This is a genomic window from Desulfuromonas acetexigens, from assembly GCF_900111775.1.
GTDB lineage: Bacteria > Desulfobacterota > Desulfuromonadia > Desulfuromonadales > Trichloromonadaceae > Trichloromonas > Trichloromonas acetexigens.
The window spans coordinates 76211-99687 of sequence record NZ_FOJJ01000038.1; the positions used below are offsets into that span (position 1 = coordinate 76211).

The window sequence follows — 23477 nt, forward strand, 5'->3', positions numbered from 1 at the left end:
TCGCCCCTACAGCGAAGGTTTCAGCAATCGGGCAATGCGGTCGAGGAGCTGGTCGGCGACCTCGTCCTTGCCGAGCAAGGGGAGCTCCTCGCCGGAGCCGTCCCGGTAGAGCAGGCGCACGGCGTTGGTGTCGACGTCGAAACCGGCATCGCTGCGGCTGACGTCGTTGGCGACGATCAGGTCGAGATTCTTCTCCGTTAATTTTTTACGGGCGTTTTCCAGAAGATCGGCGGTCTCGGCGGCGAAGCCGACCAGCAGCCGATTCCCCTTGCGGCTTCCGAGCTCGGCGAGGATGTCCGGATTTTTCTCCAGCGGCAGAATCAGCGATCCCTCCAATCCCTTCTTGATCTTCTGCTCGGCGCGCATGGCCGGACGATAATCGGCGACCGCCGCCGCCTTGATCACCACCGTCGCCTCCTCCAGTCGCTGCAACACGGCCTCGCGCATCTGCCGAGCACTCGTCACCGGCACCAGCTCGATCCCGACCGGCGCCGCCAGGGCCGTCGGGCCGCTGACCAGGATCACCCGCGCCCCGCGCCGACGGGCGGCTCGGGCGATGGCGTAGCCCATCTTCCCCGAGGAGTAGTTGCTCAGGTAACGCACCGGATCAAGCTCCTCGCGGGTCGGTCCGGCGGTGACCAGCACCGTCTCTCCGGCCAGATCCTGGGGGCTGAGCAGGGCCAGGGTCTCCTCGAAAATCCGTGCCGGCTCCGGCATCTTCCCCTTCCCTTCCCAGCCGCAGGCGAGAAAGCCCGTGGCCGGCTCGAGGAAGCGGTAGCCGAACCCCTCCAGCTTCTTCTGATTCATCTGATAGACCGGATTCTCGTACATATTGACGTTCATCGCCGGAACGAAAAGGACCGGCGCCTTGGTCGCCATCAGGGCCGTGCTGAGCAGGTCGTCGGCCAGGCCGTTCGCGACCTTGCCGATGAGATTGGCCGTGGCCGGCGCCACCACCACCAGATCGGCGCGGTCGGCCAGGGAGATGTGGCCGATTTCCCGTTCCTGATAGAGATTGAAGAGCTCGGTGTGCACCGGGTTGCCGGAAAGGGTCTGAAAGGTGAGCGGCGTCACGAATTCGCGGGCGCTCGCGGTCATCACCACGAAGACCTCGGCCCCGGCCTTGACGAAGAGCCGCAGCAGTTCCACCGCCTTGTAGGCGGCGATGCCGCCGGTGACGCCGAGAAGGATGGTTTTACCCTTGAGCATGGCGGTTTCTCCCTTTAGATGAATGCGCCGACAAAGGGGTTGTTGCGTTTTTCCCGGCCGATGCTGGTGTCGGGACCGTGGCCGGGATGCACCACCGTCGCCTCGGGCAGCACCAGCAACTGTTCGCGGATGGCGGCCAGCAGCTGTTCGTGATTCCCCCCGGCAAGGTCGGTGCGGCCGATGGAACCGGCAAAGAGGGTATCGCCGGCGAAGAGATGGCCGTCGACCAGCAGGCAGATGCCGCCAGGGCTGTGCCCGGGAGTATGGATGATTTGGATACGCAGCTCGCCGACACTCAACTCCTCCCCGCCGACCAGGGTGCGAGTCGGCGCCGGAGACGGGACGACGCTCAGGCCGAAAAGCTCGGCATGACGCTCGGACTGGGCGAGCAGCGGCACATCCTTTTCGTGGATCAGCAGCTCGGCACCGGTTTTTTCGACCAGAAACGCATTGGCGCCGATATGGTCGAAATGGCCGTGGGTGTTCACCACCAGCCTGGCCTGCAACCCGGCACGATCGAGCGCCGCGAGAATCCGCCCGCCCTCGTCGCCGGGATCGACCACCAGCGCCTCGCGGGTCGTCTCGCAACCGACGATGTAACAATTGACTTGCAGCGGCCCGACCGGCAACGCTTCGATGATCATCTTATCCCTCCTTGCCCGAATCTTCGCCGAAAAGGTCGAGGCTTTTGCCCTTGAGCTGATCCCCCAGGGTGAAGCCGAAACCGCGCTTCGGCTGTTCCTTGCCCCGATTTGCTTCCGGCGCCTTCGGCCGCTCGCTCGCTACCGGCCGGGATGGCGGCGGGGCGGCGACCGTTTTCTGCTGTGCGGCTGCCGGAGCCGGGGCGGACGACGCGCGGGAGCTGCCGTCGCGGAAGAAATAGCGATCGTAGAGGCGATGGTAGCTGGTCCAGGAACCCTCCCGATCCGGTTCCTTGGCGATATGCGAACTCACTCCGTTGATCTTCGAGTCGAGGTCGTCGATGAAATTGAGGACGACCGCTTCCAACGTCTTCGGCCGCTTCGGCGAGCCGTATTCGTACTGGCCGTGGTGCGACAGCAGCAGGTGCTTGAGAATCATCGCCAGCTTCGGCGGAAATCCGGGGAGGCCCTGAATCTTCTCGCCGATCATCTCCACCCCCATGACCAGGTGGCCGATCAGCTTGCCTTCGTCGCTGTAATCGAAAGAACGCTCGTAGCGCAGCTCGTCGACCTTGCCGATGTCGTGCAACAGGGCGCCGACGATGAGCAGATCGCGATCGATTCCGGGATAACGACGGCTGACGTCGCAGGCCAGAGTCGCCACCGCCAGGGAATGTTCAAGCAGCCCGCCGAGGTAGACGTGATGCATCGCCTTGGCCGCCGGCGCCGCCGTGTAACCGGCCATGAATTCATCGTCGGCAAGAAAGGCTTCCATCAGCGCCTTGAGATGAGGATTATCCAGGGCGGCGACCCGCTCCGCCAGCTCGGCGCGCATTTCCGCAACCGGCCGCTCGGAAACGGGGAGGAAATCGGCGAGATCGACCTCGTCTTCGGGAACCGGCGTCAGCTCCTGAATCACCAGCTGCATCTTGCCGAGATAGACGCTGGCCTTGGCCTTGATGGCGATGAAATCGTTCTTCTCGAAGCTGGCAGCGAGCTCGTCGACCCGGTCCCAGACCCGGCCTTCGACCTCCCCGCTGCGGTCGGCCAGACGCAGGGTCATGTAGGGCTTGCCGTTCTTGGCCATGGCCAGGGTCTTGTCGCCGACCAGAAAAACCCCGTCGACCCAATCCCGCTCCTTGATCTGCGTGACAAAAATATTCTTCAAAGATGGCTCCCATTCACTGTGGTGAGAATGTTTTCCGCAACCCGCAAACCGTCGAGGGCCGCGCTCATGATGCCGCCGGCGTAACCGGCCCCCTCCCCCGCCGGATAGAGCCCGGGATGGGAGAGGGATTGCCCCGCCTCATCGCGGAGGATGCGCAAGGGGGCGGATGTCCGGCTTTCCACCCCGATCAATGTCGCCTCGGCGGTGACGAAACCCCGCATCTTGCGGTCGAAATGGGGCAAGGCCCGGCGCAAGCCGACGGTCACGAATTCCGGCAGCACCTCGGCCAGGGCCGCTTCCCGCACCAGCGGTCGGCAGCTGGAGCGCACCTGGCCGCCCGCGCGGCCGAGAAAGGCCATGAGATTCTGCGCCGGCGCCCGATAATCGCCACCGCCGGCGGCGAAGGCCGCCTGCTCCCAATGGCGCTGAAAACGGACCCCGGCCAGGGGATCGTTTCCGGCGAAATCGTCGGGGCGTACCGCCACCACCAGGGCGCTGTTGGAGAAGGGACCGTCCCGCCGCGCCAGACTCATGCCGTTGACCACCACCCCACCCGTTTCCGAGGCGGCGTTGATCACCTCGCCGCCGGGGCACATGCAGAAGGAGTAGACCCCCCGGCCGCTTTCCGGATCGTTCCAGGTCAGAGCGTAGTCGGCGGTCGGGAGCTGGGGATGGCCGGACATGCCGTACTGGATGCGGTTGATGAGCGCGGCCGGATGCTCCACCCGCACCCCCAGGGCGAAGGGCTTGGCCTCCAGGCGCACGCCCAAACGCTGAAGCATTTCATACGTATCGCGGGCGCTGTGCCCGGGAGCGAGGACCAGGCTGTCGCAGGGGAGCAGCGCGCCGTCCGCCAGGACACCGCCGACCACCCGCCCGGCGCGAGACTCTAAGCCGTCCAGGCAAGCGTTGAAGCGGATCTCCACCCCCAACGCCTGCAAGCGGCGACGGAACTCGATCAGCACCCGACGCAGGCGATCGCTCCCCACATGGGGCTTGGCCTCAACGAGAATCCGCTCCGGCGCGCCGCAGTCGACCAGGGTGCGCAGCACCTGAAAGGTTCGGGGATCGTTCAGACGAGTGGTGAGCTTGCCGTCGGAGAAGGTTCCCGCCCCCCCTTCGCCGAACTGCACGTTGCTCGCCGGATCAAGAACACCCTCGGCCCAGAAGCGCTCCACGTCCCGCACCCGCTCTTCCACCGGGCGCCCCCGTTCGAGCAGCGTCACCGTCGCCCCGCGCTCGGCCAGATGCAAAGCGGCGAAGAGCCCGGCTGGCCCCATCCCCACCACTAGCGCCCGATGGGGACGGGCAACCCGGACGATCTCCGGCGATACCGGCGCCGGGGCCGTTTCCAGTCGGGCCAGACCAGCATGACGGCGGAGCAGCGCGGCTTCGTCGGCAACGGAGAACTCCACCGTGTAGACCCGCAGCACCCGGGGCTTCTTGCGGGCATCGATCCCCCGCCGGACGATGCGTAGAGCGCGGATGCCGTCGGGAGCAAGACCGAGGATGTCGGCCGCCTTGCGCGGCAGCAAGTCCTCGTTTTCATCCAGATTCAGGGGGATTTCCCGCAGGCGCAGCGCCATTCTATGGTTACTCCAGCGGCAGCTGCACGTGAAAGGTCGTCCCCTGCCCCGGCACGCTCTCCACCCAGATACGTCCGCCGTAGGTCTTGACGATGCGCAACACGACCGAGAGACCGCAACCGGTCCCCTTGGACTTGGTAGTGTAGAAGGGGTCGAAGATATGATGAAGGTGTTCCTCGGGGATCCCCGCGCCGGTGTCGCTGATGGTCACGTAAATAGCCTGGTTGTCATGGCGCAGCTCGAAATCGAGGGTGCCCCCCTGTTGCATCTCGTAGAGGGCGTTGGCGAGAATGTTGTTGAAGACCTGTTCCAGCTCCTTGCCGTCGGCCAGAATCGGCGGCGGCATCGTCGCGAAGGTTTTATTGAGGGTGACGCCATAGGCCCGGATCTGCTCGGCGAACCCTTCCAGCACCTGGTCGATGATCTCCGGCAGGGACTGCATGTGCAGTTCAAAGCGGGGGCGCTTGCTCGAAGCGAGCAGGTTGATGAGGATGTCGTCGATGCGATCGACCTCCTTGAGCGCCTTGTCCACATAGGAAACCGGCTCGCTGCCGGGTTCCAGGCCGTTTTTCAGGAGTTGCATAAAGAGGCTGATGGTATTCAAGGGGTTGCGGATTTCGTGAGCCATGCCGGCGGAAAGATGGCCGAGGGCGACGAGCTTCTCCCCCTGGACAATCTCGGCGTGGGCCTGCTCCAGTTCCCGGCTCTTCTCCGCCACCCGCCGCTCCAACTCCCGGTTCCACTCCTCGATTTCCCGCAGCAGTCGTTCCCGCTCCTGGCGTAACTCCTTGTTGTTCAGCTCGATTTTACGGATGCGCAGGACGGTTTCCAGCCGGTCGATCAGATCCTGATTATTGAAGGGTTTGAGGATATAGTCGGAGGCGCCGGCCTTCATCAACTCGACGGCGATCTCCTCGCTCCCCTTGCCGGTAAACATGATGACATAGGTTTCAGGATAGCCTTCGCGAATCTTCTTCAGGGCAGTCAGGCCGTCCATGTAGGGCATCATGTAGTCGAGCAGCACCACCGCCGGACGCTGCTCTTCGATCAACGCCATTCCCGCCTCACCGTTTTCGGCGGTCAGGACCTCGAACCCCCGGGCGCGCAGAATCATGGAGGTCAGTTCCCGAATGATCTTTTCGTCGTCCACCACCAGGATTCGTCGATCCATGTTTTCCACCTCCGTGCCCCTCCATTGACTGACTGGCTCGTTTCTTGACAGGGCAGGATAGCCGTCAGCCTTTTTTTTGACAAGGAGAAATCCCCTCCAGGATGAATACCCCGAATAACGGCCGAGGATGCTTCCAGTAACCAGTTAAAAAAGCCCCTCCGAAAACGGCTTTGATCTTGCATATGGCCACTGGAGATGCTAACTATTCGCGGCTTAAATTTCGGGCTTTAGGCTCCTGCTTTGTCGACAGGTTCACAGTGCTTTACGATTTTTCGAAAAAAATTACCTTGTTCCTTCTGATTGGCTTCTGTCTTGGCGTCGCCCCCCAGACCCGGGCCGAATTGAATCTGGGGATAACGGGGGGGCAGATGGCGGCGCTAGGCGGTGAAAACGCGGCGCGTACCTGGGTCCAAGAGTTGGAAAAAAACCTCGGTGAAGCCGTTTCTCTAAGGATCTTCCCCGACGACGACAGCCTGTTTCTATGGATGGAGCGCTACCGCGTCGTGGAGCTGGGACTGACTTCGGCGCAGACGGCCCAGGAGCAGCCAAACGGGCGTTTTTACACCATCAGCCGAGGCGTAAGCAGCGACGCGGTGCTGCTCATGCGACCGGATCTGTCGGCCACCCGCCAGGAGAGTCTGCGCCACCATGCCTGGTCGGCCCTGCCCGACCTGGAACACCATCATGCCGTCGAACTCGCTCGCCAGGGCCGAATGGATGAAGCCCTGCGCCGACTGGCGGCGTTGCGTGCCGCCCGTCCCGAAAACCGCTGGCTGGTCTACGACACCCTGGTGGTGCTCGGATGGGCCGAAAAAGATGGCGAAGCGGCGGATCTTGCCGGGCGGATCTCCCTGGACGAAGCGCCGGCCTATGTCCTGGAGTCGGTCGGCAAATCCCTGCGTAACCTCCGCCGATACGCCGACGCCGGCGAGCTTTATGCTCAGGCCCTGGTCCGCTTCCCGAAACGCACGTCGCTCGCGGTCGGGCAGGCATACGCTCTCGCCGACGGGGGACGGGCGTCCGAGGCCGCAACCCTCGTCAACAACTTGCGCGACACCCATCCAACGAATCCAGAGGTGCTGGAAGCGGGCCTCTATGTCGCCCGCCGACAAGGGGATCTTCCGGCGCAACTTGACTGGAGCCAACGACTGCTCGACCCGGTTCCGGCTCACGAGGCGGCCCGGCAAGCCCGACTGCAAGCCCTCGACGGCCTCGGCGCCAGCCACCTGGCCGTGGACCTGGCCGAAACCGCCACGCCCCAAGCGGACCGCGCGACCTCGTCGACCCTGCGCGCCAACCGCGCCGCGCAGCAGGTACGTTGGGGCATTGTCGAACCGCCCAGCGAAGCCGAACGCTTCGCCGCCACCGACCGGGCGCTGGCCCTGCTCGAAGAGAACCTGGCCGCGCTGAATCCGGGAAATCCGGCCGACGCCGCGCTGATCCGTCAGGGCCGCCTCGATCGGCTGGTGGCCCTGCGCGACCGGGTGCGCATGGCGGAGGCCGTGAGCGAATATGAAAGCCTGGTCGCCGACGGCATCGAAATCCCCCCCTTCGCCCGGCAAGCCGCCGCCGACGCCTATCTCTATCTGCGGCAACCGGAACAGGCGCGGGATCTATACCTGCAAGTGCTCGAGGCGCAACACGGCAACTTCACCGCCCAACACGCCCTTTTCTACGCCTACATCGAACTGGAAGATTTCGAGCAAGCCCTCACTCTGGTCGACCGGTTGGCGGAGCGGGAGCCGATCTGGATCCGCCCGGGCGGCAGTCGCACTCCCAGCCCCAACCGGCGCGGTCTCGATGCCGCGATCACGGCGACCCAGGCCCGCCTTTTCGGCGACGACCTCGAAGAGGCGCAAAAACGCATCGAGGAACTGCGTGATATGGCGCCGCGCAATCCCGATCTGGTCCGTCAGGCCGGGGATGTGGAATCGGCCCGGGGCTGGCCGCGCCGGGCGCGGGAATCGTACCTGCGGGCAGAGCGCATCGAACAAGAAAATGTCGGCACCCGGATGAGCCTGGCCGACAGCCATATGGCGCTGCGGGAATTCGACCAGGCCGAGCCTATCATCGCCGACCTCTATCGGCGCTTTCCGGAAAATCGCCAGGCCCAGCGCCTGATGCGCCGCTGGGAAATCCACCAGATGCGCGAGCTGCGCGCCGGCGCCGCCTATGCCGACAACAGCGGCGCCGAACCGGCGAGCAAGGAGTTGCGGCTGGACGCCACCCTCTTCTCCGCCCCTTTTCTCACCCACTACCGCGCTTTCGCCGGCTGGTCCTGGAGCCGCGCCGACTTTCCCGAAGGCGAGGGTATCTACCGCCGTTACGGTGCCGGTCTCGAATATCGCGACCGCGATCTCGAAGGCATTCTCGAAATCAGCGCCAATCAGGCCGATGGCGACGACCTGGGGCTGGCCCTGGCCGGACGCCGACATCTGGGCGATCACTGGTCCATCCCCTTCGCCGCCGAGCTCTTCAGCCGCGACACGCCCCTGCGCGCCCTGCGCAACGGCATCGACGCCGACGCATTGCGCCTGGGGGTCGATTATCTGCGGGACGAGTCGGGGCAATGGGGGTTCTCCGGGCAATGGCTGGACTTCAGCGACGGCAACCGCCGCCTCCAGTTCAGCGGCTATCGCCGCGAGCGCCTGCTCAGCCGTCCCCACTACAAGCTCGATGCCCGCCTCGACCTCGGGCTCGGTTCCAACAGCGAAAGCGACGGCCCTTATTTCAGCCCCGAGCGGGACTTTTCCGCCGAAATGACCCTCGACAACCGCTGGCTGCTCTATCGCCGCTACGACTTTTCCTTCGGCCATCGCCTCGCCCTTTCCGGTGGCGGCTACTGGCAGCGGGATTTCGGCGGGCATCCCGTCGCGTCACTCCTTTACGAACACAACTGGCAAGCCCACGACCGTCTGGGCCTCGATTACGGCGCCGTCTGGCGGCGGCGGGTCTACGACGGCGTGGGAGAAACCGGCCTGGAATATTTCCTGCGCCTGGGATGGAGGTTCTAGCCATGGCTCGAATCTGGATGATCTTCCGGCTGGCGATCTTTTTCTTCGCCGCCCCGGTCGGGGCCGAGGCCTATACCGTGCTCTGTTATCACGACGTGCAAGAGGTTGCCAACGACCCCGACGGCATGACCGTTTCCACCGCCAACCTGACCGCCCAGTTCGCCTGGCTGCGGGAAAACGGTTACAAAGTCGTCGGCATCGACGACCTGCTGGCGGCCCGGGAGGGCAAGCGTCCGTTGCCGAAAAAAGCGGTCTTGCTCAGCTTCGACGACGGCTACGCGAGCTTTTACCGCACCGTCTTCCCCCTACTCAAGGCCTTCGACTACCCGGCCGTGCTCGCTCTGGTCGGGCGCTGGATCGAAACACCGGCCGGGCAAACGGTGCCTTACGGCGATCAACAGGTGCCGCGTGAGCATTTCATGAGTTGGGATCAGATTCGCGAGGTCGCCGATTCGAAGTTGGTGGAGATCGCCTCCCACAGCTACGATCTGCATCACGGCGAACCGGCCAATCCCCAAGGAAACACCCAGCCGGCCATGACCAGCCGCCGCTACGACCCGACGAGCGGCCGTTACGAAACGGACGAGGCCTACCGGCACCGACTGGCGGAGGACTTCGCCCGCAACACTGATCTTCTCCAGGAACGTCTCGGCCGCCGCCCCCGGGTCATGGTCTGGCCCTACGGCGAATACAACGGCCTCGCCCGGGAACTGGCCGCAAAACAGGGGATGGAAACCACCCTGACCCTAGAGAGCGGCGTCAACCAGCCGGACAATCTCGCCAACGTGCGCCGCGATCTGATCCTTTACGATCCCGGTCTGGCCGATTTCGTTTGGAATCTGCGTCACCCGACCGATACCAACCCGCCGCAGCGGGTGGTCCATGCCGATCTTGATTACGTCTACGATCCCGATCCCGCCCAGCAGGAAAAAAATCTCGGCCGCCTGCTCGAGCGGGTCAAGACCTTGGGGGTGAGCACCGTCTATCTGCAATCCTTCTCCGATCCCGATGGGGATGGGGTGGCCGAGGCCCTCTATTTTCCCAACCGTCACCTGCCGGTACGCGCCGATCTCTTCAATCGCGCCGCCTGGCAGTTGCGTACCCGCGCCGGGGTTCGGGTCTACGCCTGGATGCCCCTTTTGGCCTTTGCCATCGGCGAGGAAAAAGATCTAATCCTCGCCTGGCGCGCGGAGGGGGAAGCCGCGCCCGATCCCGGCCACTATCGCCGTCTTTCCCCTTTTTCCGCGCACGCGCGGCAGCTGATCGGGGAAATCTATGAGGATCTGGCCAAGCATGCCCCCTTTGCCGGCGTGCTCTTTCACGACGACGCCTTCCTCTCCGATTTCGAGGATGCCCACCCCGAGGCCCTTAGCGCCTACGAAAAAGCCGGCCTGCCGGGGGATATCGGCCGGTTGCGCGACGATGCCGAACTGCGCGGCCGCTGGACCGGATTCAAGGCCGAGGCGCTCCATCAGCTGACCGGTAACCTCGCCGGCAAACTCCGCTACTGGCGCCCGGGGCTGAAGACCGCCCGCAACCTCTACGCCCGAACGGTACTGGAACCGGCCAGCGTCAACTGGTTCGCCCAGAGTCTGCCGCGTTTTCTCGAACACTATGATTTTACGGCGGTCATGGCCATGCCCTACATGGAGGAAGCCAAGGACCCCGAGGCCTGGCTCGCCACCCTGGCAGCGAAGATCGAAGAACACCCCGGCGCCCTGGAAAAGGTCGTCTTCGAACTGCAAAGCGTCGACTGGCGCCACGACAACGCGCCGATTCCCGCCGAAACCCTGGCCCGCTGGATGCGCCTGCTGGAGCGCTGGGGCGCGCGCCATTACGGCTACTATCCCGACGACTTTCCCGGCGAGCGCCCGGAAATCAAGACGCTGATGCCGGTCATGTCCCTGCGCACCTTTCCCTACCTGCCATGATATTTATTCTCGATTATCTCGAACATATTCGCGGGTTTCTTTTCGCCTTTCTGCTCTTCTACCCGCTCTTCATGGCCTATCTGTGGATGATCGGCGCCATCTACTACTACTGGCGCCGGGAGCGGGGACGCCCCGACCACACCCAGGAACCGCCCCTCCCCCGCTATCCCGGGGTATCCCTCGTCGTCCCCTGCCACAACGAAGGGGATAACGTCCACGAAACCATCGCCGCGCTGCTGGCCCAGACCTATCCCCATTTCGAGATCATCGCCGTCAACGACGGCAGCCGCGACAATACCGGCGCCCTCCTCGACGAGCTGGCCGAAAAGCATCCCCAGCTGCGGGTGCTGCACTTCGCCCGCAATCAGGGCAAGGCCATGGGGCTGCGCATGGCGGCCCTGGTTTCCCCCCACGAATTTCTCGTCTGCATCGACGGCGACGCCCTGCTCGATCCCCACGCCACCAGCTGGATCATGAGCCATTTCGTCAGCGGCGCCCGGGTCGGAGCGGTCACCGGCAATCCCCGCATCCGCACCCGCTCGACCCTGCTCGGCAAATTGCAGGTCGGGGAGTTTTCCGCGATCATCGGCATGATCAAACGGGCGCAGCGCATCTACGGGCGCATCTTCACCGTCTCCGGCGTGGTTTCCGGTTTCCGCAAGACCGCCCTGCACCAGGTCGGCTACTGGAGCCTGGACATGGTCACGGAGGATATCGACATCAGCTGGAAGATGCAGCTCAACCATTGGGACATCCGCTACGAGCCCAATGCCCTCTGCTGGATTCTCATGCCCGAGACCCTGCGCGGCCTATGGAAACAGCGCCTGCGCTGGGCGCAAGGGGGCTACGAGGTGCTGCTGCGCAATACCCTCGGGCTCTTCAGCTGGAAACGCCGGCGCATGTGGCCGGTCTATCTTGAATTCACCACCAGTGTCGTCTGGAGCTACAGCATGCTCGGAGTGGCGGTTCTCTGGAGCCTCGGCTTCTTTTTTCCGCTCCCCGACTATCTGGAAATCCCCTCCATGATCCCCGAATGGCCCGGGGTCATCCTCGGCCTGACCTGTCTCTTGCAGTTCGCCGTCAGCCTGCGCATCGACTCGCGCTATGAAAAGGGGCTGAGCCGTTATTACTACTGGATGATCTGGTATCCCCTGGCCTTCTGGCTGATCAGCCTGCTCACCTCCATCGTCGGCCTGCCCAAGGCGCTCTTCAAAAAACGCGGGCGGCGGGCCACCTGGGTCAGCCCCGACCGAGGCGTGACTCAAGGCGGCGCGGGAGGTTCCCGATGAAGCCGCCGATCATCAAAAATCCCAAGGGCGCCAGCCGCTTTCAGCGCTACAGCCAGCGCCTGCTGACCGGCGCCTTCTGGGTCGGCTTCGCCATGCTCTTGCGCCCCCTGCTGACCCTTTTCGCCTGGTACACCGGCGCCCATCTCTTCAACCGGGCGATGTTCGAACGGGACGGCTGGCTCAGCATCCTGAAGGTTCCCTTCATTTATCCCCTGGTGGTTGTCGCCATCGGCGGCGTGCTCATCGGTTGGGCGATCTACAACCAGCTGCGCTTTCAGAACAACGAACGCCGCACCCGCCACCCCGAGCCCCTGACCTCCGTGCAGCTTGCGCACTTTTTCCAGGTGGATGAAGAACAGGTGCGCCATTGGCAGAACCGGCGCCGTATCGTCATGATCCACGACGACCGGGGTAATCCCCGGGAAGTCGAAAGTGAGTGAGGAGATAGGGAGGTAGGGAGATAGGCGACCAACCCCACTCCCCATAGAGCCAATTTGAGCTTCCCGTCGCGAATGAATCGTGTTAATCTTCGCCGTCCGAAAAAGGGGGACGCCGGAGCGCGACGGCTCCCGGTCCATTTGAAAACCACGAACGAAGCGCGGAAGAGGGGTGTAAAGCCCCCGCTGCCCCGCAGCCGTGAGGGGAACGAACACCCGCCCATGATTTTGTCATGGGAAGAGCCACTGGGAGAACTCCCGGGAAGGCGGGTCAGTAGGTCGCCCCAAGCCGGAATACCGCTTCGTTCGCAGGCCTCGGGGGAGGCACAGGTGTTCGATTTCCGCATACTCGCGGCAACCATCCCAGCACAATCCGCTCTTCACCCGTCCCACGCCCGGTTTGCCGGCGCGGGACTCCTTCCCCGTTGATTTATCCAAGACAAAACGGCTTCACCACAGAGGCTCGGAGAACACAGAGAAATTCTCTCTTTACTCTGTGTTCTCGGTGTCTGTGGTCGACAACAGCCTTTTTTATGTTTCTTCACAACCTAATCTAACCACGGACGCAAGCGAGGAAGAGGGGTGCGATACCCCCGCTGCCCCGCAGCCGTGATGGGAACGAACGCCCACTCATGCTTTAGCATGGGAAAAGCCACTGGGAATCTCCCGGGAAGGCGGGTCAGTAGGTCGCCCTGAGCCGGAATACCGTTTGCGTCCGATAACTTCGCGGGAGGTTCCCTCATGTTCAAACGCATCGTCTGTCTGTCCCTGTCCCTACTCTTCTTGCCGACGTTCCCGGTCCGGGCCGAGGTCGCCACTCTGCCGGGGGTCGTCGTCACCGCCTCCCCCTGGGCGGAACCGGAAGAAACCGTCACCCAGGATCTGCGGGTCATCACCCGGGAAGAGATCGAGGCCAAGGGCGCGGCCTTCGTCACCGATCTGCTCCGGGGTCAACCCGGTCTGCATCTGGCGCAAAGCGGCGGTAGCGGCAAGAACACCTCGATCTTCCTCCGCGGCGGTTCCAGCGCGCAGGTGCTGGTCCTCATCGACGGGGTCAAGATCAACAGCCCGAGCACCGGCTCGGTCGATATCTCCGGCATCGCCGCAAGCGACATCGAACGCATCGAAATCATTAAAGGCCCGCAGAGCACCCTGTACGGCTCGGAAGCCATGGCCGGGGTGATCAACATCATCACCCGCCAAGGGGCGGATCAGCCCAAAGTGAGCCTGACGACGGAGGCCGGCTCTTACCGCACGGTGAAAAACACCGCGACCTTCGCCGGCGCCACCGACCTCTGGAACTATCGTCTCACCGCTGACCGTTTCGACAGCGACGGCATTTCCGTGGCCAAGAGCGGCTCGGAACGGGATGGCTACCAGAAGAGCGCGGTCTCTTCCCGCATCCGTCTCACCCCGACGGAGCAAGCCGAACTGGGGCTCAACCTGCGCTACAGCCGCGATCGCTCGGAACTCGACGACTTCCTCTACGGGGTCGGGCCGGTGGACGATCGCCACTTCCTGCAGAAGCGGGACAATTACCTGATCTCCGTCGACGGTAAAATCAACCCGACGGAGCATTACGAGCAGAGTCTGACTCTCTCCTTGGCCGGGGAACGCTACCGCTCCAAGGATGCCGACACCCTCTGGAACAATTCCGAGATCGACACCGACACCCGCATCGCCGACTGGCGGCACACCTTCGACTTTGCTCCCGCCACGGTGACCGCCGGCTTCAACTTTCGCCGGGAAGCCGCCGATATTGAAGAGAGTTTCGACGAGTCGACGGACAATCGCGCCGCCTACCTGAACGGCAAGCTGCGCTTTTTCGACGACAGCCTGATCCTCGACGGCGGCATCCGCCACGACAACCACGAAACCTTCGGCGATCACACCACCTATCGGGCCGGAGCACTCTACCGATTGACCTCCTGGGGCACCCGTTTCAAGGGGAACTACGGCACCGGCTTCCGCGCCCCCAGCCTCAACGACCTCTACTTCCCCTTCTGGGGGAACGAGAACCTCGAACCGGAAAAGAGCCGCTCCTTCGACGCCGGGATCGAGCAGGATTTTTTCGACGGCCGCCTGATCCTGGGCGCCGGATGGTTCCGGCAGCGCTATCACAACCTCATTCAGGGTAACGCGCTTACCTTCACCGCCGACAATATCGGCCGCGCCCGCAGCGAAGGCTGGGAATTGGAAGCGACCCTCACTCCCACGGACAATCTGACCCTGAACGCCGCCTTCACCACCATGGATTCGGTCGATCTGGAAACGGACCGGCGTCTGTCCCTGCGCCCGGAGAAGACCGCGAACGCTTCGGCCGAGTATCGCATCGCCGCCTTTCTGATCAGCGCCGACTACCGCTACGTCGGGGACCGCTTCGACATCTCGGCCGACCGGCGACTGCCGTCCTATTCCCTGGTCGATCTGCGCCTCTCCTATGATCTGAGCCCGACGGTCACCGTCTTTGCCCGCGGAGAAAACGTGCTGGACAAGGATCATCAGGAAGTCGCCGGTTACGAAACCCCCGACGCCGCCGTCTACGCGGGCCTCCGCGCGACCTTTTAGTGATGCCGCGCCCCCTTCTCCGCCTTCTCGGCCTCGCCCTGCTCCTTCTGGGGGCCAGCCATCCGACCTGGGCCGAGGCGCCGGAGCGGATCGTCTCCCTGGCCCCGGCCATGACCGAGATCCTCTTCGCTCTCGGTCTCGACGAGCAGGTGGTGGGGATCACCTCGGTCTGCGACCGGCCCGAGGCGGCGCGGGACAAAACCCGGGTGGGAGGGATGTCGAATCCTTCGCTGGAAGCGATTCTCGCCCTGAAACCGGAACTGGTGGTGATGACCACCGACGGCAACCCGAAACATATCGCCGATCAGCTGCAACGCTTCGGGATACCGATTCACGTCTTCACCCCCCGCCGTCTTTCGGAAATCCCCGGGGGCATCCGCGAACTCGGCGCGCGCGTCGGCGCCGAAAAAGCCGCCGACACCCTGGCGGTGGAACTTGAAACCTTGCTGAAAACCCCTCCCCGGTTCGCCGCCGGGGAGGGGCCGAAGGCGCTCTTCGTCATCTGGCCCGAACCGCTCATCGTCGCCGGTCCCGGCACCCTCATCGACGACGCCCTGACCCTGATCGGCTACGTCAACATCGCCGCCGACGCCGGTACCGCCTACCCGCGCTTTTCCGTGGAAGAAGCCCTGCGCCGGAAACCCGAAATCATCTTCCTCGGCCTCGGCCACGACCGGGACAATCCCCGGACTCAACGCCTGCTGCAACGCCTCGCCCCTGCCGGGCTCGATCATCCCGGGCGGATCGTCTCCGTCGGCGATGCCCTCTATCGCGCCGGGCCGCGCCTGCCCGCCGGCATCGTCGAAATTTCCCCCGGCCAAGGCTTCGAGCCGGAAAGAGCCGACCGATGAAGCGCACCAGGATGCTTCTCGCCTGCGCGGCGGCACTGCTTTTGGCCCTGGCTTCGGTCTTTTTCGGGCCGCGCCTGATCAACCCCCTGTCCCTCGATGCTGAGTCCCGGCAGATCCTGCTGTTGCTGCGCCTGCCTCGCTCGGCCGTCGCCTTTCTCATGGGGGGCGGGCTCGGCGCTTCCGGCCTCATTCTCCAGGGCGTCTTTCGCAACCCCCTGGCCGACCCCTACATTCTCGGCCTCTCCGGCGGCGCCTCCCTGGCGGCGGCCCTCGGCATCCTGCTGGCCGGCAGTCTTCCCCTGCCCTTGCCGGTACTGGCCTTCGCCGGCGCTCTCGGCGCCTGCGCCCTGGTCGCCGCCCTCGGCCGGGGACCGGAAGGATTGCGTCCGGATCGTCTGCTACTGGGCGGCATCGGTCTCGGCTTCTTCTTCTCCGCCGTCCTCCTGCTGCTCATGACCCTCTCCAGCGACGGCGGCCTCAAGCGCACCATTCTCTGGATGTCCGGCGACCTCTCCTCGGCGAACTGGGAACTGATCCCCGGCGGCCTGGCCTTGATCCTTGGCGGGCTCGCGCTGGCGCTGTTCCGGAGCAAAGGGCTCAACGTCCTCGGCCTCGGCGACGAAATCGCCCACGGCCTCGGCTTCAACCCGGGGCGGGAACGCTTCTTCCTCTTCGTCGCCGCTTCCCTCATGACCGCCGCCGCCGTCTCCCTCGGCGGCACCGTCGGCTTCGTCGGCCTGCTCGTCCCCCACGCCGTCCGCCATCTGGTCGGCGCCGATGCCCGGCGCGCCCTGCCCGTCTCCTTTTTCGGCGGCGGCGCCCTTCTCTGTCTCGCCGACAGTCTCGGCCGTAGCCTGGCCGCCCCCCTGGAGATCCCGGCCGGGGTCATCGTCGCCCTGATCGGCGCGCCCTGGTTCATCCTGGTGCTGCGCAAGAAAGGGTACGGATTGTAAAATGCTCGATTTTGCCGACATCGCCTTCGACTTCAGCGACACGCCTTTCATCGCCGGACTCTCCTTCACCGTCGCCCAAGGAGAAATGCTCGGCCTCATCGGCCCGAACGGCGCCGGGAAATCGACCATCCTGAAACTCGCCGCCGGCCTGCTCAAACCCCGCGCCGGGAGCATTCGCCTCGCCGGCCGACCTATCTCTTCCTACAGCGGCCGGCAACGGGCACGCCGGGTCGCCTATCTGCCCCAACAGCTCGACGCCCGCCTCCCCTTCCGCGTCGCCGAATTGGTCGAAATGGGCGGCTATCCACACCTTGGCAAAGCCCCGCGCGAGACCTTTGAAGCTTTGCGCCTGGCCGGTCTCGAAACCAAGGCCGACGCGCCCCTCGGCCAGCTGAGCGGCGGCGAACTGCGCCGGGCCTATCTGGCCATGACCCTGCGCCAGGGGGCGGACTGTCTCCTTCTCGATGAACCGCTGGCCGGTCTCGATCTGAAATATCAGGCGGAACTGCTGCAACTGTTGCGGGGAATCGCCGCGCGAACCGGAACGACCGTCGTCATGTCGCTGCACGACATGGGTGCGGCGCTCTGGCTCGACCGGCTGCTGGCCTTGAAGGAGGGGGAGTTGATCGGCGCGGGGAAGCCGCGGGAGCTGCTCACTGAAGGATTGATCCGGAAACTCTTTGATCTCGACGAGGAAGCGGCCTGGATTTTCCGCCCCGGCGCGGGCCTGCCCGAAACGAAAGCCGCGACTTTCTGAAGCCGGTCAGGGGGAACGGCGGCGAGCGACGAACTCTTCCTGCCCCTGGTCGGTCTGCATGAGGAGACGGAGGCCGTCCTTCGACCTCCGGCCATGAAAACGGATGATGGCTTTTTCCGTCTCGAACTGGGGCACATGCTCGCTTTGGAAGGCGATGCGCGAGCCGTCGACCTCCGCCGCGCCGATCACGGCGAGGCCGGTGGGGTAGCGCACCGTCCCGGTCAGTTCCCCGTCGAAGACGACGAAATGAAAGTCGATGCTATAGCAATAGCCCTGACTGGTGACGACCTCAGCCCGCCAGTCCCCGGCCAGGGAAGCGGCATCGAAACCCGCCGTGCGATACCAGTAAATTCCCCCCAGCACAATCAATAACGCCGCCACAAGCGAAGCGGCCCAGGCCCAGCCCCTCGCGCCGCCCCGCCGGCGCGGCAGCTCCCGCTCGAGAATTCCCAGCAAGGCGGCGACATCGTCGTGGAAATGGCTGTCGCGCATGACGATGGCGTTCTTCCGCGTGAAAGGAGCCAGCTCCTTCGGCAAATCCGCCGCCTCCGGCATGCTCGCCCCCGCGATCAGAATCGGAATCACCTTGATCCCATGCTGCAGGGCAGCGAGGATTTCCCGCTGAACGAAATCCTCTTCACCTACCTCGCGTCTGAGCCACAACCTGCCGATGACCACCAGCAGAACACTGGACTCCGCCACCGCTTGCTCGATGGCCTCGACAAAATCCCGCCCCGGCTCGATGTCGTCCACATCCATGAAGACCCGCTCGGCGCCGAACCGATCGCTCAGGCGATCAAGGAGCCGACCGGCGAAAGCCGCGCCGTCCTCGCGGCGATAACTGATGAAGATGGCGTTTCCGGCTTTTCCCATACCCGCACCCCCGGTGGTCTTTACGGAGATTATAGCGGAACCGGTGGCGAATCACCTTCTCCGCAAATTTTCTCCAAAGAAAAAACCGACCCCGAAGGACCGGTTTTTCATGGCGAAGATGTCGGCAATCGGCCCAGTCTCAGGGCTGCCTATCCTCCGGGTAGGTGGAATTGAAGGTGTAGGAAGCGACCTTGCCCTGGCCGTCGTAGCGCAAGACCAGATCGCGGGTCTTGGTTTCGCCGAAGAGGGAATACTTGTAATGGCCGTAGGTCCAGGTTTCCCGGCCGTCCTCGATGCCGGTGCGCCAGGGCGCCCCGAACAAACGGGTGATATCCGCCTTGCTCGTCTCCCCCATCGTGATCTCCTGCACCGCCGGCACATTGAAGTTCCGCCCGGCACTGGCGCATCCGGCCAGGGCCAGCAGCAGAATCACCACCATCAACCTTCTTGACAATCTCTTCACCATTGACCTCCCAAAGAAAAAAATCCGAGACTTTCGCCCCGACCACCGGGGCCGCTGCGCGATTCTAGAAAAATTTTCCGATTTGCACCATGAGAGAATTCATCCCCCGGTTGTCCCGATGCAGTTCGCCGTTGGAAAGATGATGCAGGCGGAGGGCGACGAGCCAGGGGGATGCGCCGTCGGCGCCGATCTCCACCCCGAACCCCGCCTGGGGATTGAAGTTGAGGCGCAGGCCCTGATCCTTCTCCTGGAAATCGGTGTAGATCAGCCCGATGCCGGCCTCGGCGTAGGGCCGCAGCGTCGCCGTGCGCAGGCCATCGAGATAATAGAAGGCAAAGATGTTGCCCGACACCACGCCCCGGCTGCGGGGGGCGGTGCTCAGACCGGCGGCGCCTTCGACCTTGAAGCGCAGCGCCTCGGGGGCGCGGTGCGGCCAGACCCGCTCGTAATCGAAGAGCGCCGCCGCCGAGAGGAGCAGAAACTCGCGGTCGTTGGTCGGCGAGTAGGACTGTCCGGCCACCGCCGCCAGACCGTAGCGGGTGGGAACCGGAGCCTCCGCCGCCGGGGCGCGCCCCGCGATGAACAGAGTCAGGATCAACACGGCCGGCATCAAGAGAAACTGTTTCATAACACCTCGCTTGCGAAAAAATCCCCCTCAGCCCCCCGGCAGCCGCCGTTTGACCAGTCGGGTGGCGACGGCGTTCCAGGGGTCGTCGGGCCAGGGGTGCTTGGGGTAGCGCCCCTTCATTTCTTTCTTCACTTCGGGATAGACCCGGTCCCAGAAGCTGCGCAGGTCGTCGGTGACGGCCAACGGCCGCCCGGCCGGGGAAAGGAGATGGATCAGCACCGGCAACTCCCCCTCGACCAGGCGCGGGGTTTCGGCCAGGCCGAAGAGTTCCTGGAGCTTGCAGGCCAGCACCGGCCGCTCGCTGCCCTGGTAATCGACCCGGATGCGCGAGCCGCTCGGCACTTCCAGCCGTTCGGGGGCGAGGCGGTCCAGCGTCCGCGCCCGCTCCCAACTGAGCAACCCGTGCAGGGCAGGGAGGAGCGCCACCCGGCGCAACCCCGCCAGAGTGGTCACGCCGGAGAGATGGGGCGCGAGCCAATCCTCCAGGGTCGCCAACAGCGCGGCGTCGGCCAGCTCGGGCCACCCCCCTTGCGGCCGCAGGCGCGCCAGTAGCATGACCCGCGCCCGCCATTGGCCAAGCTCCGGCGAACTCCAGTCGAGCAAGCCCAAACCCTGCCGCCGCAGCAGCGCCAAGAGCGCCGGAGTCACATCCTCGGGGAGCGCCTTGACCGGCCGTTCCTGTACGATCACCGCGCCAAGCCGTCGCGCCTCGCGGGCGATGACCCGTCCCGCGCTTTCCTCCCACTCCACTTCGCGCCGCCAGTCGAGCGCCTTGCCGAAGAGCTCTTCGATCCATTCCCGCGACAGACGGCTGGCAAGGCGAATTTCCCCCTCGGCGCCCGGTTTTCCTTCCAACTCCACCGCCACCAGCCACTCACCGCCCTTGACCGACGAACGGGGGGAAAGGCGCGCCCCCTGGCCGCCACTGAGCCGATAACGACCGCTGCCGGCTTCCCGCTCCCGGCCAATACGGTCGGGAAAAGCGACGGCCAGCAGGCGACCAACGCTTTCGCCGTCCGCCGGTGCGGATTGGGAATCCTCCGTGCCCAGCAGGCGGCGGAACTGGCGGGCCGCCCGCGTCACCCCCTCGGCTCCCGAACGACGGAGCAATTCCAGGCGGTCGAGCAGGTCGCTTTCCCCGGCGTGACGGGGGGGTTCCCCTCCGGATAAGAGATCGCGTTCGGAAAGGAGCGCCGCCAGATCGGCCCCGAGCGCCGGACAACCGGAGTCCCGCGCCGCCAGCAGCAACCGGGCCAGCCGGGGATGAAGCGGGAGCGCCGCCATGGCTTCGCCCAAGGGGGTAATGCGGTCGCCTGCATCGAGGGCGCCGAGCAGGCGCAAAAGCGCCCGCGCTCCGGCCAGATGTCCGGCCGGGGGCGGATCGAGCCAGGCGAGCTTGTTGGCGTCGTCCACCCCCCAACGGGCCAGATCGAGGGCCAGGGAAGCGAGGTCGGCGCCGCGGATTTCCGGCGGAGTGAAGGGAAGCAGCGCCCCGTGCAGCCCTTCCGGCCAGAGCCGATAGCAGATGCCCGGCCCCAGACGCCCGGCCCGTCCGGCCCGCTGTTCGGCGCTGGCGCGGGAGATGCGGGTCAGCACCAGAGTCGTCATCCCCCGGGCGGTATCGAAGCGGGGGCGACGCTCCCAGCCGGCGTCGACCACCACCGCCACCCCGTCGATGGTCAGGCTGGTTTCGGCGATGTTGGTGGCCAGCACCACCCGCCGCCGGGGGCCAGGGAGAATGGCCCGCTCCTGCTCGGCGAAATGGAGATCGCCGTAGAGAGGGCGGATGTCGACCGCTCCAGTCAGATCGACCAAGCGGGCGGCGCAACGGCGAATCTCCCCGGCGCCGGGGAGAAAAACGAGCAGATCGCCGCTCGTTTCCTTAAGCGCCCGGCGCACGGCGGCGGCGACAATCTCGTCCAGCCGGCCCACGGGTTCCCGGTCGAGATAGCGGATCTCCACTGGATGGGCGCGGCCGGCGCTGCTGACCAGAGGCGCGTCGCCGAGCAGGCGGGCGACCGGTTCGGCGTCGAGGGTCGCCGACATGACCAGGATTTTCAAATCCTCGCGCAAGCCCTGCTGGGCATCGCGGCAGAGAGCCAGAGCCAGATCGGAGTTGAGGTTACGCTCGTGGAATTCGTCGAAGATCACCAACCCGACCCCGGCCAGTTCCGGATCGCTTTGCAGGCGGCGGGTGAGAATCCCCTCGGTGACCACCTCGACGCGGGTGGCGCGAGAAATCTTACGTTCATAGCGAATGACGTAGCCGACGGTGGCGCCGACCGCCTCGCCCAGCTGCCGGGCCATGTAGCGGGCGGCGTTGGTCGCCGCCAAACGGCGCGGTTCCAGCATCAGGATCGACCGCCCATCCAGCCAGGGGGCGTCGAGCAGGGCCAACGGCACGCGGGTGGTCTTGCCCGCGCCGGGCGGAGCCTGCAACACGGCGCAATCATGGGCGGAAAGCGCCGCCCGCAAGGCCGGAAGCGCCTCGGCGATCGGCAGCTCGGGAAAAGACATCAGGGGCGAAATTCGAGGAAGCGACTTACCGCCTCGGGGATCTCGGCCTCGCGGATATTACCGAAGGCCAGGCGCAGATAGCCTTCCATATCCGGACCGAAGACTTCGCCGGGCAGGCAGATGAGGTTGGCCTCGTCGGCCAGTCGCCGCGCCACCTGCCGCCCGGTGGCTCTGGCCGACGGATGCCTGACCCAGGCGAAGAAGCCGCCGCTGGCCGCCAGTTTAAAGGGATTGTCGGGGCGGACGAAAGCGGCGCGGAAGGCGTCGTGACGCCGCTGCATCATCCGGCGGTTGGCGACGATCCAGTCATCCAGATGCTCGACGCCGTAACGGATCGCCTGCTGGGTGACGCGCGGCGCGCAGACCACCATGGTGTCCTGAGCCTTGAGGGCATGATGAATGAAGCGCTCCGACGCCACCAGCGCCCCGGCCCGATAGCCGGTGAGGGCGAAGGTCTTGCCGAAGGAGGCGATCTGCACCAGATGATCGCCCCAGGCCGGGTCGCAGAAGAGGTCATGCGGCGGCGCGTCGATAAAGGCGTTGTAGGTTTCGTCCAGCACCAGGGCGATGCCCTGGGCGCGGGCCAGTTCGAAAAGGCGGCGCAGGGTCGCGGGGGGCGTCACCGCCCCGGTCGGGTTGCTCGGCGTCACCAGCAAAATGGCGCGGGTTTTCGCCGTAATCAGGCGCGCGATGACGTCCACATCCGGCTGTCCGCCGGAGGCGGCGTCGAAGGGGGCGTAGACCGAGCGGATCCCGAGCATGTCGAGGCCCATGGCGTGATCGAAATAGTAGGGCGTCTGCACCACCACTTCATCCCCGGCTTGACACAGCACCATCATCGCCAGCCAGAAGGCCTGACTGGCGCCGATGGTCAGGCACAGCTCTTCCGGCTTCAGCGCCGCCCCGTAGATCCGCCCGTACCAGTCGCAGACCGCCGCGCGCGCTTCAAGCAGCCCCTCGTCGGGGGAATACTTGGAAGTCAGCGGATCGGCAAGCAGTCCTTGCAGGTGAGCGGTCAACTCCGGCGCCGGAGCATAATCGGGCACCGCCTGACAGAGATCGACCAGCGGCTTCTCCGCCGGAAACTCGCGCCCGGCGATCCAGCCCTTGACCTCGGAAATCGGCGGGAAATGCACCTTTTCGATATGGGGAGAGATGGCGAAACGCATAAAAAGAGGAACCTCCCTTTTAACGACCCTAAAACTGCCCGTCCTGATAAGTACGTAACGAACGCTATTTCTTTTCGCCCGCCAAACTAGCAGCAACCCCCACCTGGCAGCAAGCGTCAAAAACCGCGTCCCATAGTCAAAACGCCTAAGGGACAACGCCATTCCACAAAAACTGGGGTACACCATCCCTTCATGCCAGTCTAAAAATCGCATGTCTTTTAGCCTAATCAAAAATTAACACTTCTGAATTAT

General features: G+C 64.7%; 18 protein-coding genes and 2 riboswitches. Of the genes, 8 read left to right on the plus strand and 10 right to left on the minus strand.

Going from position 1 to position 23477, the window contains the following annotated elements; genetic code table 11:
• Positions 1-6: 6 nt before the first annotated feature.
• The 5 genes from coaBC to BQ4888_RS14025 are packed head-to-tail and all read right to left on the minus strand — an operon-like array spanning position 7 to position 5775.
• The gene (coaBC, locus tag BQ4888_RS14005; RefSeq protein WP_092057893.1) at positions 7-1209 is read right to left on the minus strand and encodes a bifunctional phosphopantothenoylcysteine decarboxylase/phosphopantothenate--cysteine ligase CoaBC; all 1203 of its coding nucleotides are present in this window, start codon (positions 1207-1209) and stop codon (positions 7-9) included.
• A gap of 14 nt (positions 1210-1223) precedes the next feature.
• Positions 1224-1853, minus strand: coding sequence for an MBL fold metallo-hydrolase (locus tag BQ4888_RS14010; protein WP_092057894.1), 630 nt, complete (start codon positions 1851-1853; stop codon positions 1224-1226).
• 1 nt (position 1854) lies between these two features.
• Positions 1855-3018 (minus strand): 3'-5' exoribonuclease YhaM family protein, encoded by a 1164-nt coding sequence (locus tag BQ4888_RS14015; protein ID WP_092057895.1) that lies wholly within the window; start codon positions 3016-3018, stop codon positions 1855-1857.
• Positions 3015-4604: an NAD(P)/FAD-dependent oxidoreductase gene (locus BQ4888_RS14020; protein WP_092057896.1), complete on the minus strand. Its 1590-nt coding sequence runs from the start codon at positions 4602-4604 to the stop codon at positions 3015-3017. The genes BQ4888_RS14015 and BQ4888_RS14020 overlap by 4 nt, the downstream gene beginning before the upstream one ends.
• 7 nt (positions 4605-4611) lie before the next feature.
• Entirely contained in the window at positions 4612-5775 is a 1164-nt protein-coding gene (locus tag BQ4888_RS14025) for a response regulator (RefSeq protein ID WP_092057897.1), read from the minus strand.
• Positions 5776-6062: 287 nt separating this feature from the next.
• On the opposite strand from BQ4888_RS14025, the gene pgaA reads away from it, so the two are divergent.
• From pgaA to BQ4888_RS14065, 8 genes are all read left to right on the plus strand, one after another.
• Complete coding sequence (gene pgaA, locus BQ4888_RS14030) at positions 6063-8789, plus strand: poly-beta-1,6 N-acetyl-D-glucosamine export porin PgaA (RefSeq protein ID WP_170232885.1); 2727 nt, start codon at positions 6063-6065, stop codon at positions 8787-8789.
• 2 nt (positions 8790-8791) lie between these two features.
• Positions 8792-10720, plus strand: coding sequence for a poly-beta-1,6-N-acetyl-D-glucosamine N-deacetylase PgaB (gene pgaB / locus BQ4888_RS14035; protein WP_170232886.1), 1929 nt, complete (start codon positions 8792-8794; stop codon positions 10718-10720).
• Complete coding sequence (pgaC, locus tag BQ4888_RS14040; protein ID WP_092057900.1) at positions 10717-12009, plus strand: poly-beta-1,6-N-acetyl-D-glucosamine synthase; 1293 nt, start codon at positions 10717-10719, stop codon at positions 12007-12009. The genes pgaB and pgaC overlap by 4 nt, the downstream gene beginning before the upstream one ends.
• Complete coding sequence (gene pgaD, locus BQ4888_RS14045; protein ID WP_092057901.1) at positions 12006-12449, plus strand: poly-beta-1,6-N-acetyl-D-glucosamine biosynthesis protein PgaD; 444 nt, start codon at positions 12006-12008, stop codon at positions 12447-12449. The genes pgaC and pgaD overlap by 4 nt, the downstream gene beginning before the upstream one ends.
• 160 nt (positions 12450-12609) lie before the next feature.
• Positions 12610-12744: riboswitch (cobalamin riboswitch) on the plus strand.
• A 252-nt stretch (positions 12745-12996) separates the two neighbouring features.
• Positions 12997-13173: riboswitch (cobalamin riboswitch) on the plus strand.
• A 14-nt stretch (positions 13174-13187) separates the two neighbouring features.
• The gene (locus BQ4888_RS14050) at positions 13188-15014 is read left to right on the plus strand and encodes a TonB-dependent receptor plug domain-containing protein (protein WP_092057902.1); all 1827 of its coding nucleotides are present in this window, start codon (positions 13188-13190) and stop codon (positions 15012-15014) included.
• Between the two features lie 2 nt (positions 15015-15016).
• Complete coding sequence (locus BQ4888_RS14055; RefSeq protein WP_092057903.1) at positions 15017-15865, plus strand: helical backbone metal receptor; 849 nt, start codon at positions 15017-15019, stop codon at positions 15863-15865.
• Positions 15862-16818, plus strand: coding sequence for a FecCD family ABC transporter permease (locus BQ4888_RS14060; protein WP_092057904.1), 957 nt, complete (start codon positions 15862-15864; stop codon positions 16816-16818). Before BQ4888_RS14055 ends, BQ4888_RS14060 begins: the two co-directional genes overlap by 4 nt.
• 1 nt (position 16819) lies before the next feature.
• Positions 16820-17575, plus strand: a complete 756-nt coding sequence (locus tag BQ4888_RS14065) for an ABC transporter ATP-binding protein (protein ID WP_092057905.1) — start codon at positions 16820-16822, stop codon at positions 17573-17575.
• A 6-nt stretch (positions 17576-17581) separates the two neighbouring features.
• Here the strand turns inward: BQ4888_RS14065 and BQ4888_RS14070 are convergent, their stop codons facing one another.
• The 5 genes from BQ4888_RS14070 to BQ4888_RS14090 form a co-directional block, all read right to left on the minus strand.
• Positions 17582-18448, minus strand: coding sequence for a toll/interleukin-1 receptor domain-containing protein (locus tag BQ4888_RS14070; RefSeq protein ID WP_092057906.1), 867 nt, complete (start codon positions 18446-18448; stop codon positions 17582-17584).
• Between the two features lie 139 nt (positions 18449-18587).
• Complete coding sequence (gene bamE, locus BQ4888_RS14075) at positions 18588-18887, minus strand: outer membrane protein assembly factor BamE domain-containing protein (protein WP_205748018.1); 300 nt, start codon at positions 18885-18887, stop codon at positions 18588-18590.
• 88 nt (positions 18888-18975) lie between these two features.
• On the minus strand, positions 18976-19539 hold the full coding sequence (locus BQ4888_RS14080; protein WP_092057908.1) for an acyloxyacyl hydrolase: 564 nt from the start codon (positions 19537-19539) through the stop codon (positions 18976-18978).
• A 27-nt stretch (positions 19540-19566) separates the two neighbouring features.
• Positions 19567-22056 carry an ATP-dependent helicase HrpB gene (hrpB, locus tag BQ4888_RS14085; protein WP_092057909.1) on the minus strand — a complete coding sequence of 830 codons (2490 nt, stop codon included), beginning with the start codon at positions 22054-22056 and terminating at the stop codon, positions 19567-19569.
• Positions 22056-23225: an aminotransferase gene (locus BQ4888_RS14090; RefSeq protein WP_092057910.1), complete on the minus strand. Its 1170-nt coding sequence runs from the start codon at positions 23223-23225 to the stop codon at positions 22056-22058. Before BQ4888_RS14090 ends, hrpB begins: the two co-directional genes overlap by 1 nt.
• Between the last annotated feature and the right edge of the window lie 252 nt (positions 23226-23477).

Bases quoted from the DNA above. Each gene is read 5' to 3' on its own strand.
- coaBC (WP_092057893.1), bottom strand. From the start codon at position 1,209: ATGCTCAAGGGTAAAACCATCCTTCTCGGCGTCACCGGCGGCATCGCC.
- BQ4888_RS14010 (WP_092057894.1), bottom strand. From the start codon at position 1,853: ATGATCATCGAAGCGTTGCCGGTCGGGCCGCTGCAAGTCAATTGTTAC.
- BQ4888_RS14020 (WP_092057896.1), bottom strand. From the start codon at position 4,604: ATGGCGCTGCGCCTGCGGGAAATCCCCCTGAATCTGGATGAAAACGAG.
- BQ4888_RS14025 (WP_092057897.1), bottom strand. From the start codon at position 5,775: ATGGATCGACGAATCCTGGTGGTGGACGACGAAAAGATCATTCGGGAA.
- pgaB (WP_170232886.1), top strand. From the start codon at position 8,792: ATGGCTCGAATCTGGATGATCTTCCGGCTGGCGATCTTTTTCTTCGCC.
- pgaC (WP_092057900.1), top strand. From the start codon at position 10,717: ATGATATTTATTCTCGATTATCTCGAACATATTCGCGGGTTTCTTTTC.
- pgaD (WP_092057901.1), top strand. From the start codon at position 12,006: ATGAAGCCGCCGATCATCAAAAATCCCAAGGGCGCCAGCCGCTTTCAG.
- BQ4888_RS14050 (WP_092057902.1), top strand. From the start codon at position 13,188: ATGTTCAAACGCATCGTCTGTCTGTCCCTGTCCCTACTCTTCTTGCCG.
- BQ4888_RS14055 (WP_092057903.1), top strand. From the start codon at position 15,017: ATGCCGCGCCCCCTTCTCCGCCTTCTCGGCCTCGCCCTGCTCCTTCTG.
- BQ4888_RS14060 (WP_092057904.1), top strand. From the start codon at position 15,862: ATGAAGCGCACCAGGATGCTTCTCGCCTGCGCGGCGGCACTGCTTTTG.
- BQ4888_RS14065 (WP_092057905.1), top strand. From the start codon at position 16,820: ATGCTCGATTTTGCCGACATCGCCTTCGACTTCAGCGACACGCCTTTC.
- BQ4888_RS14070 (WP_092057906.1), bottom strand. From the start codon at position 18,448: ATGGGAAAAGCCGGAAACGCCATCTTCATCAGTTATCGCCGCGAGGAC.
- bamE (WP_205748018.1), bottom strand. From the start codon at position 18,887: ATGGTGGTGATTCTGCTGCTGGCCCTGGCCGGATGCGCCAGTGCCGGG.
- BQ4888_RS14080 (WP_092057908.1), bottom strand. From the start codon at position 19,539: ATGAAACAGTTTCTCTTGATGCCGGCCGTGTTGATCCTGACTCTGTTC.
- hrpB (WP_092057909.1), bottom strand. From the start codon at position 22,056: ATGTCTTTTCCCGAGCTGCCGATCGCCGAGGCGCTTCCGGCCTTGCGG.
- BQ4888_RS14090 (WP_092057910.1), bottom strand. From the start codon at position 23,225: ATGCGTTTCGCCATCTCTCCCCATATCGAAAAGGTGCATTTCCCGCCG.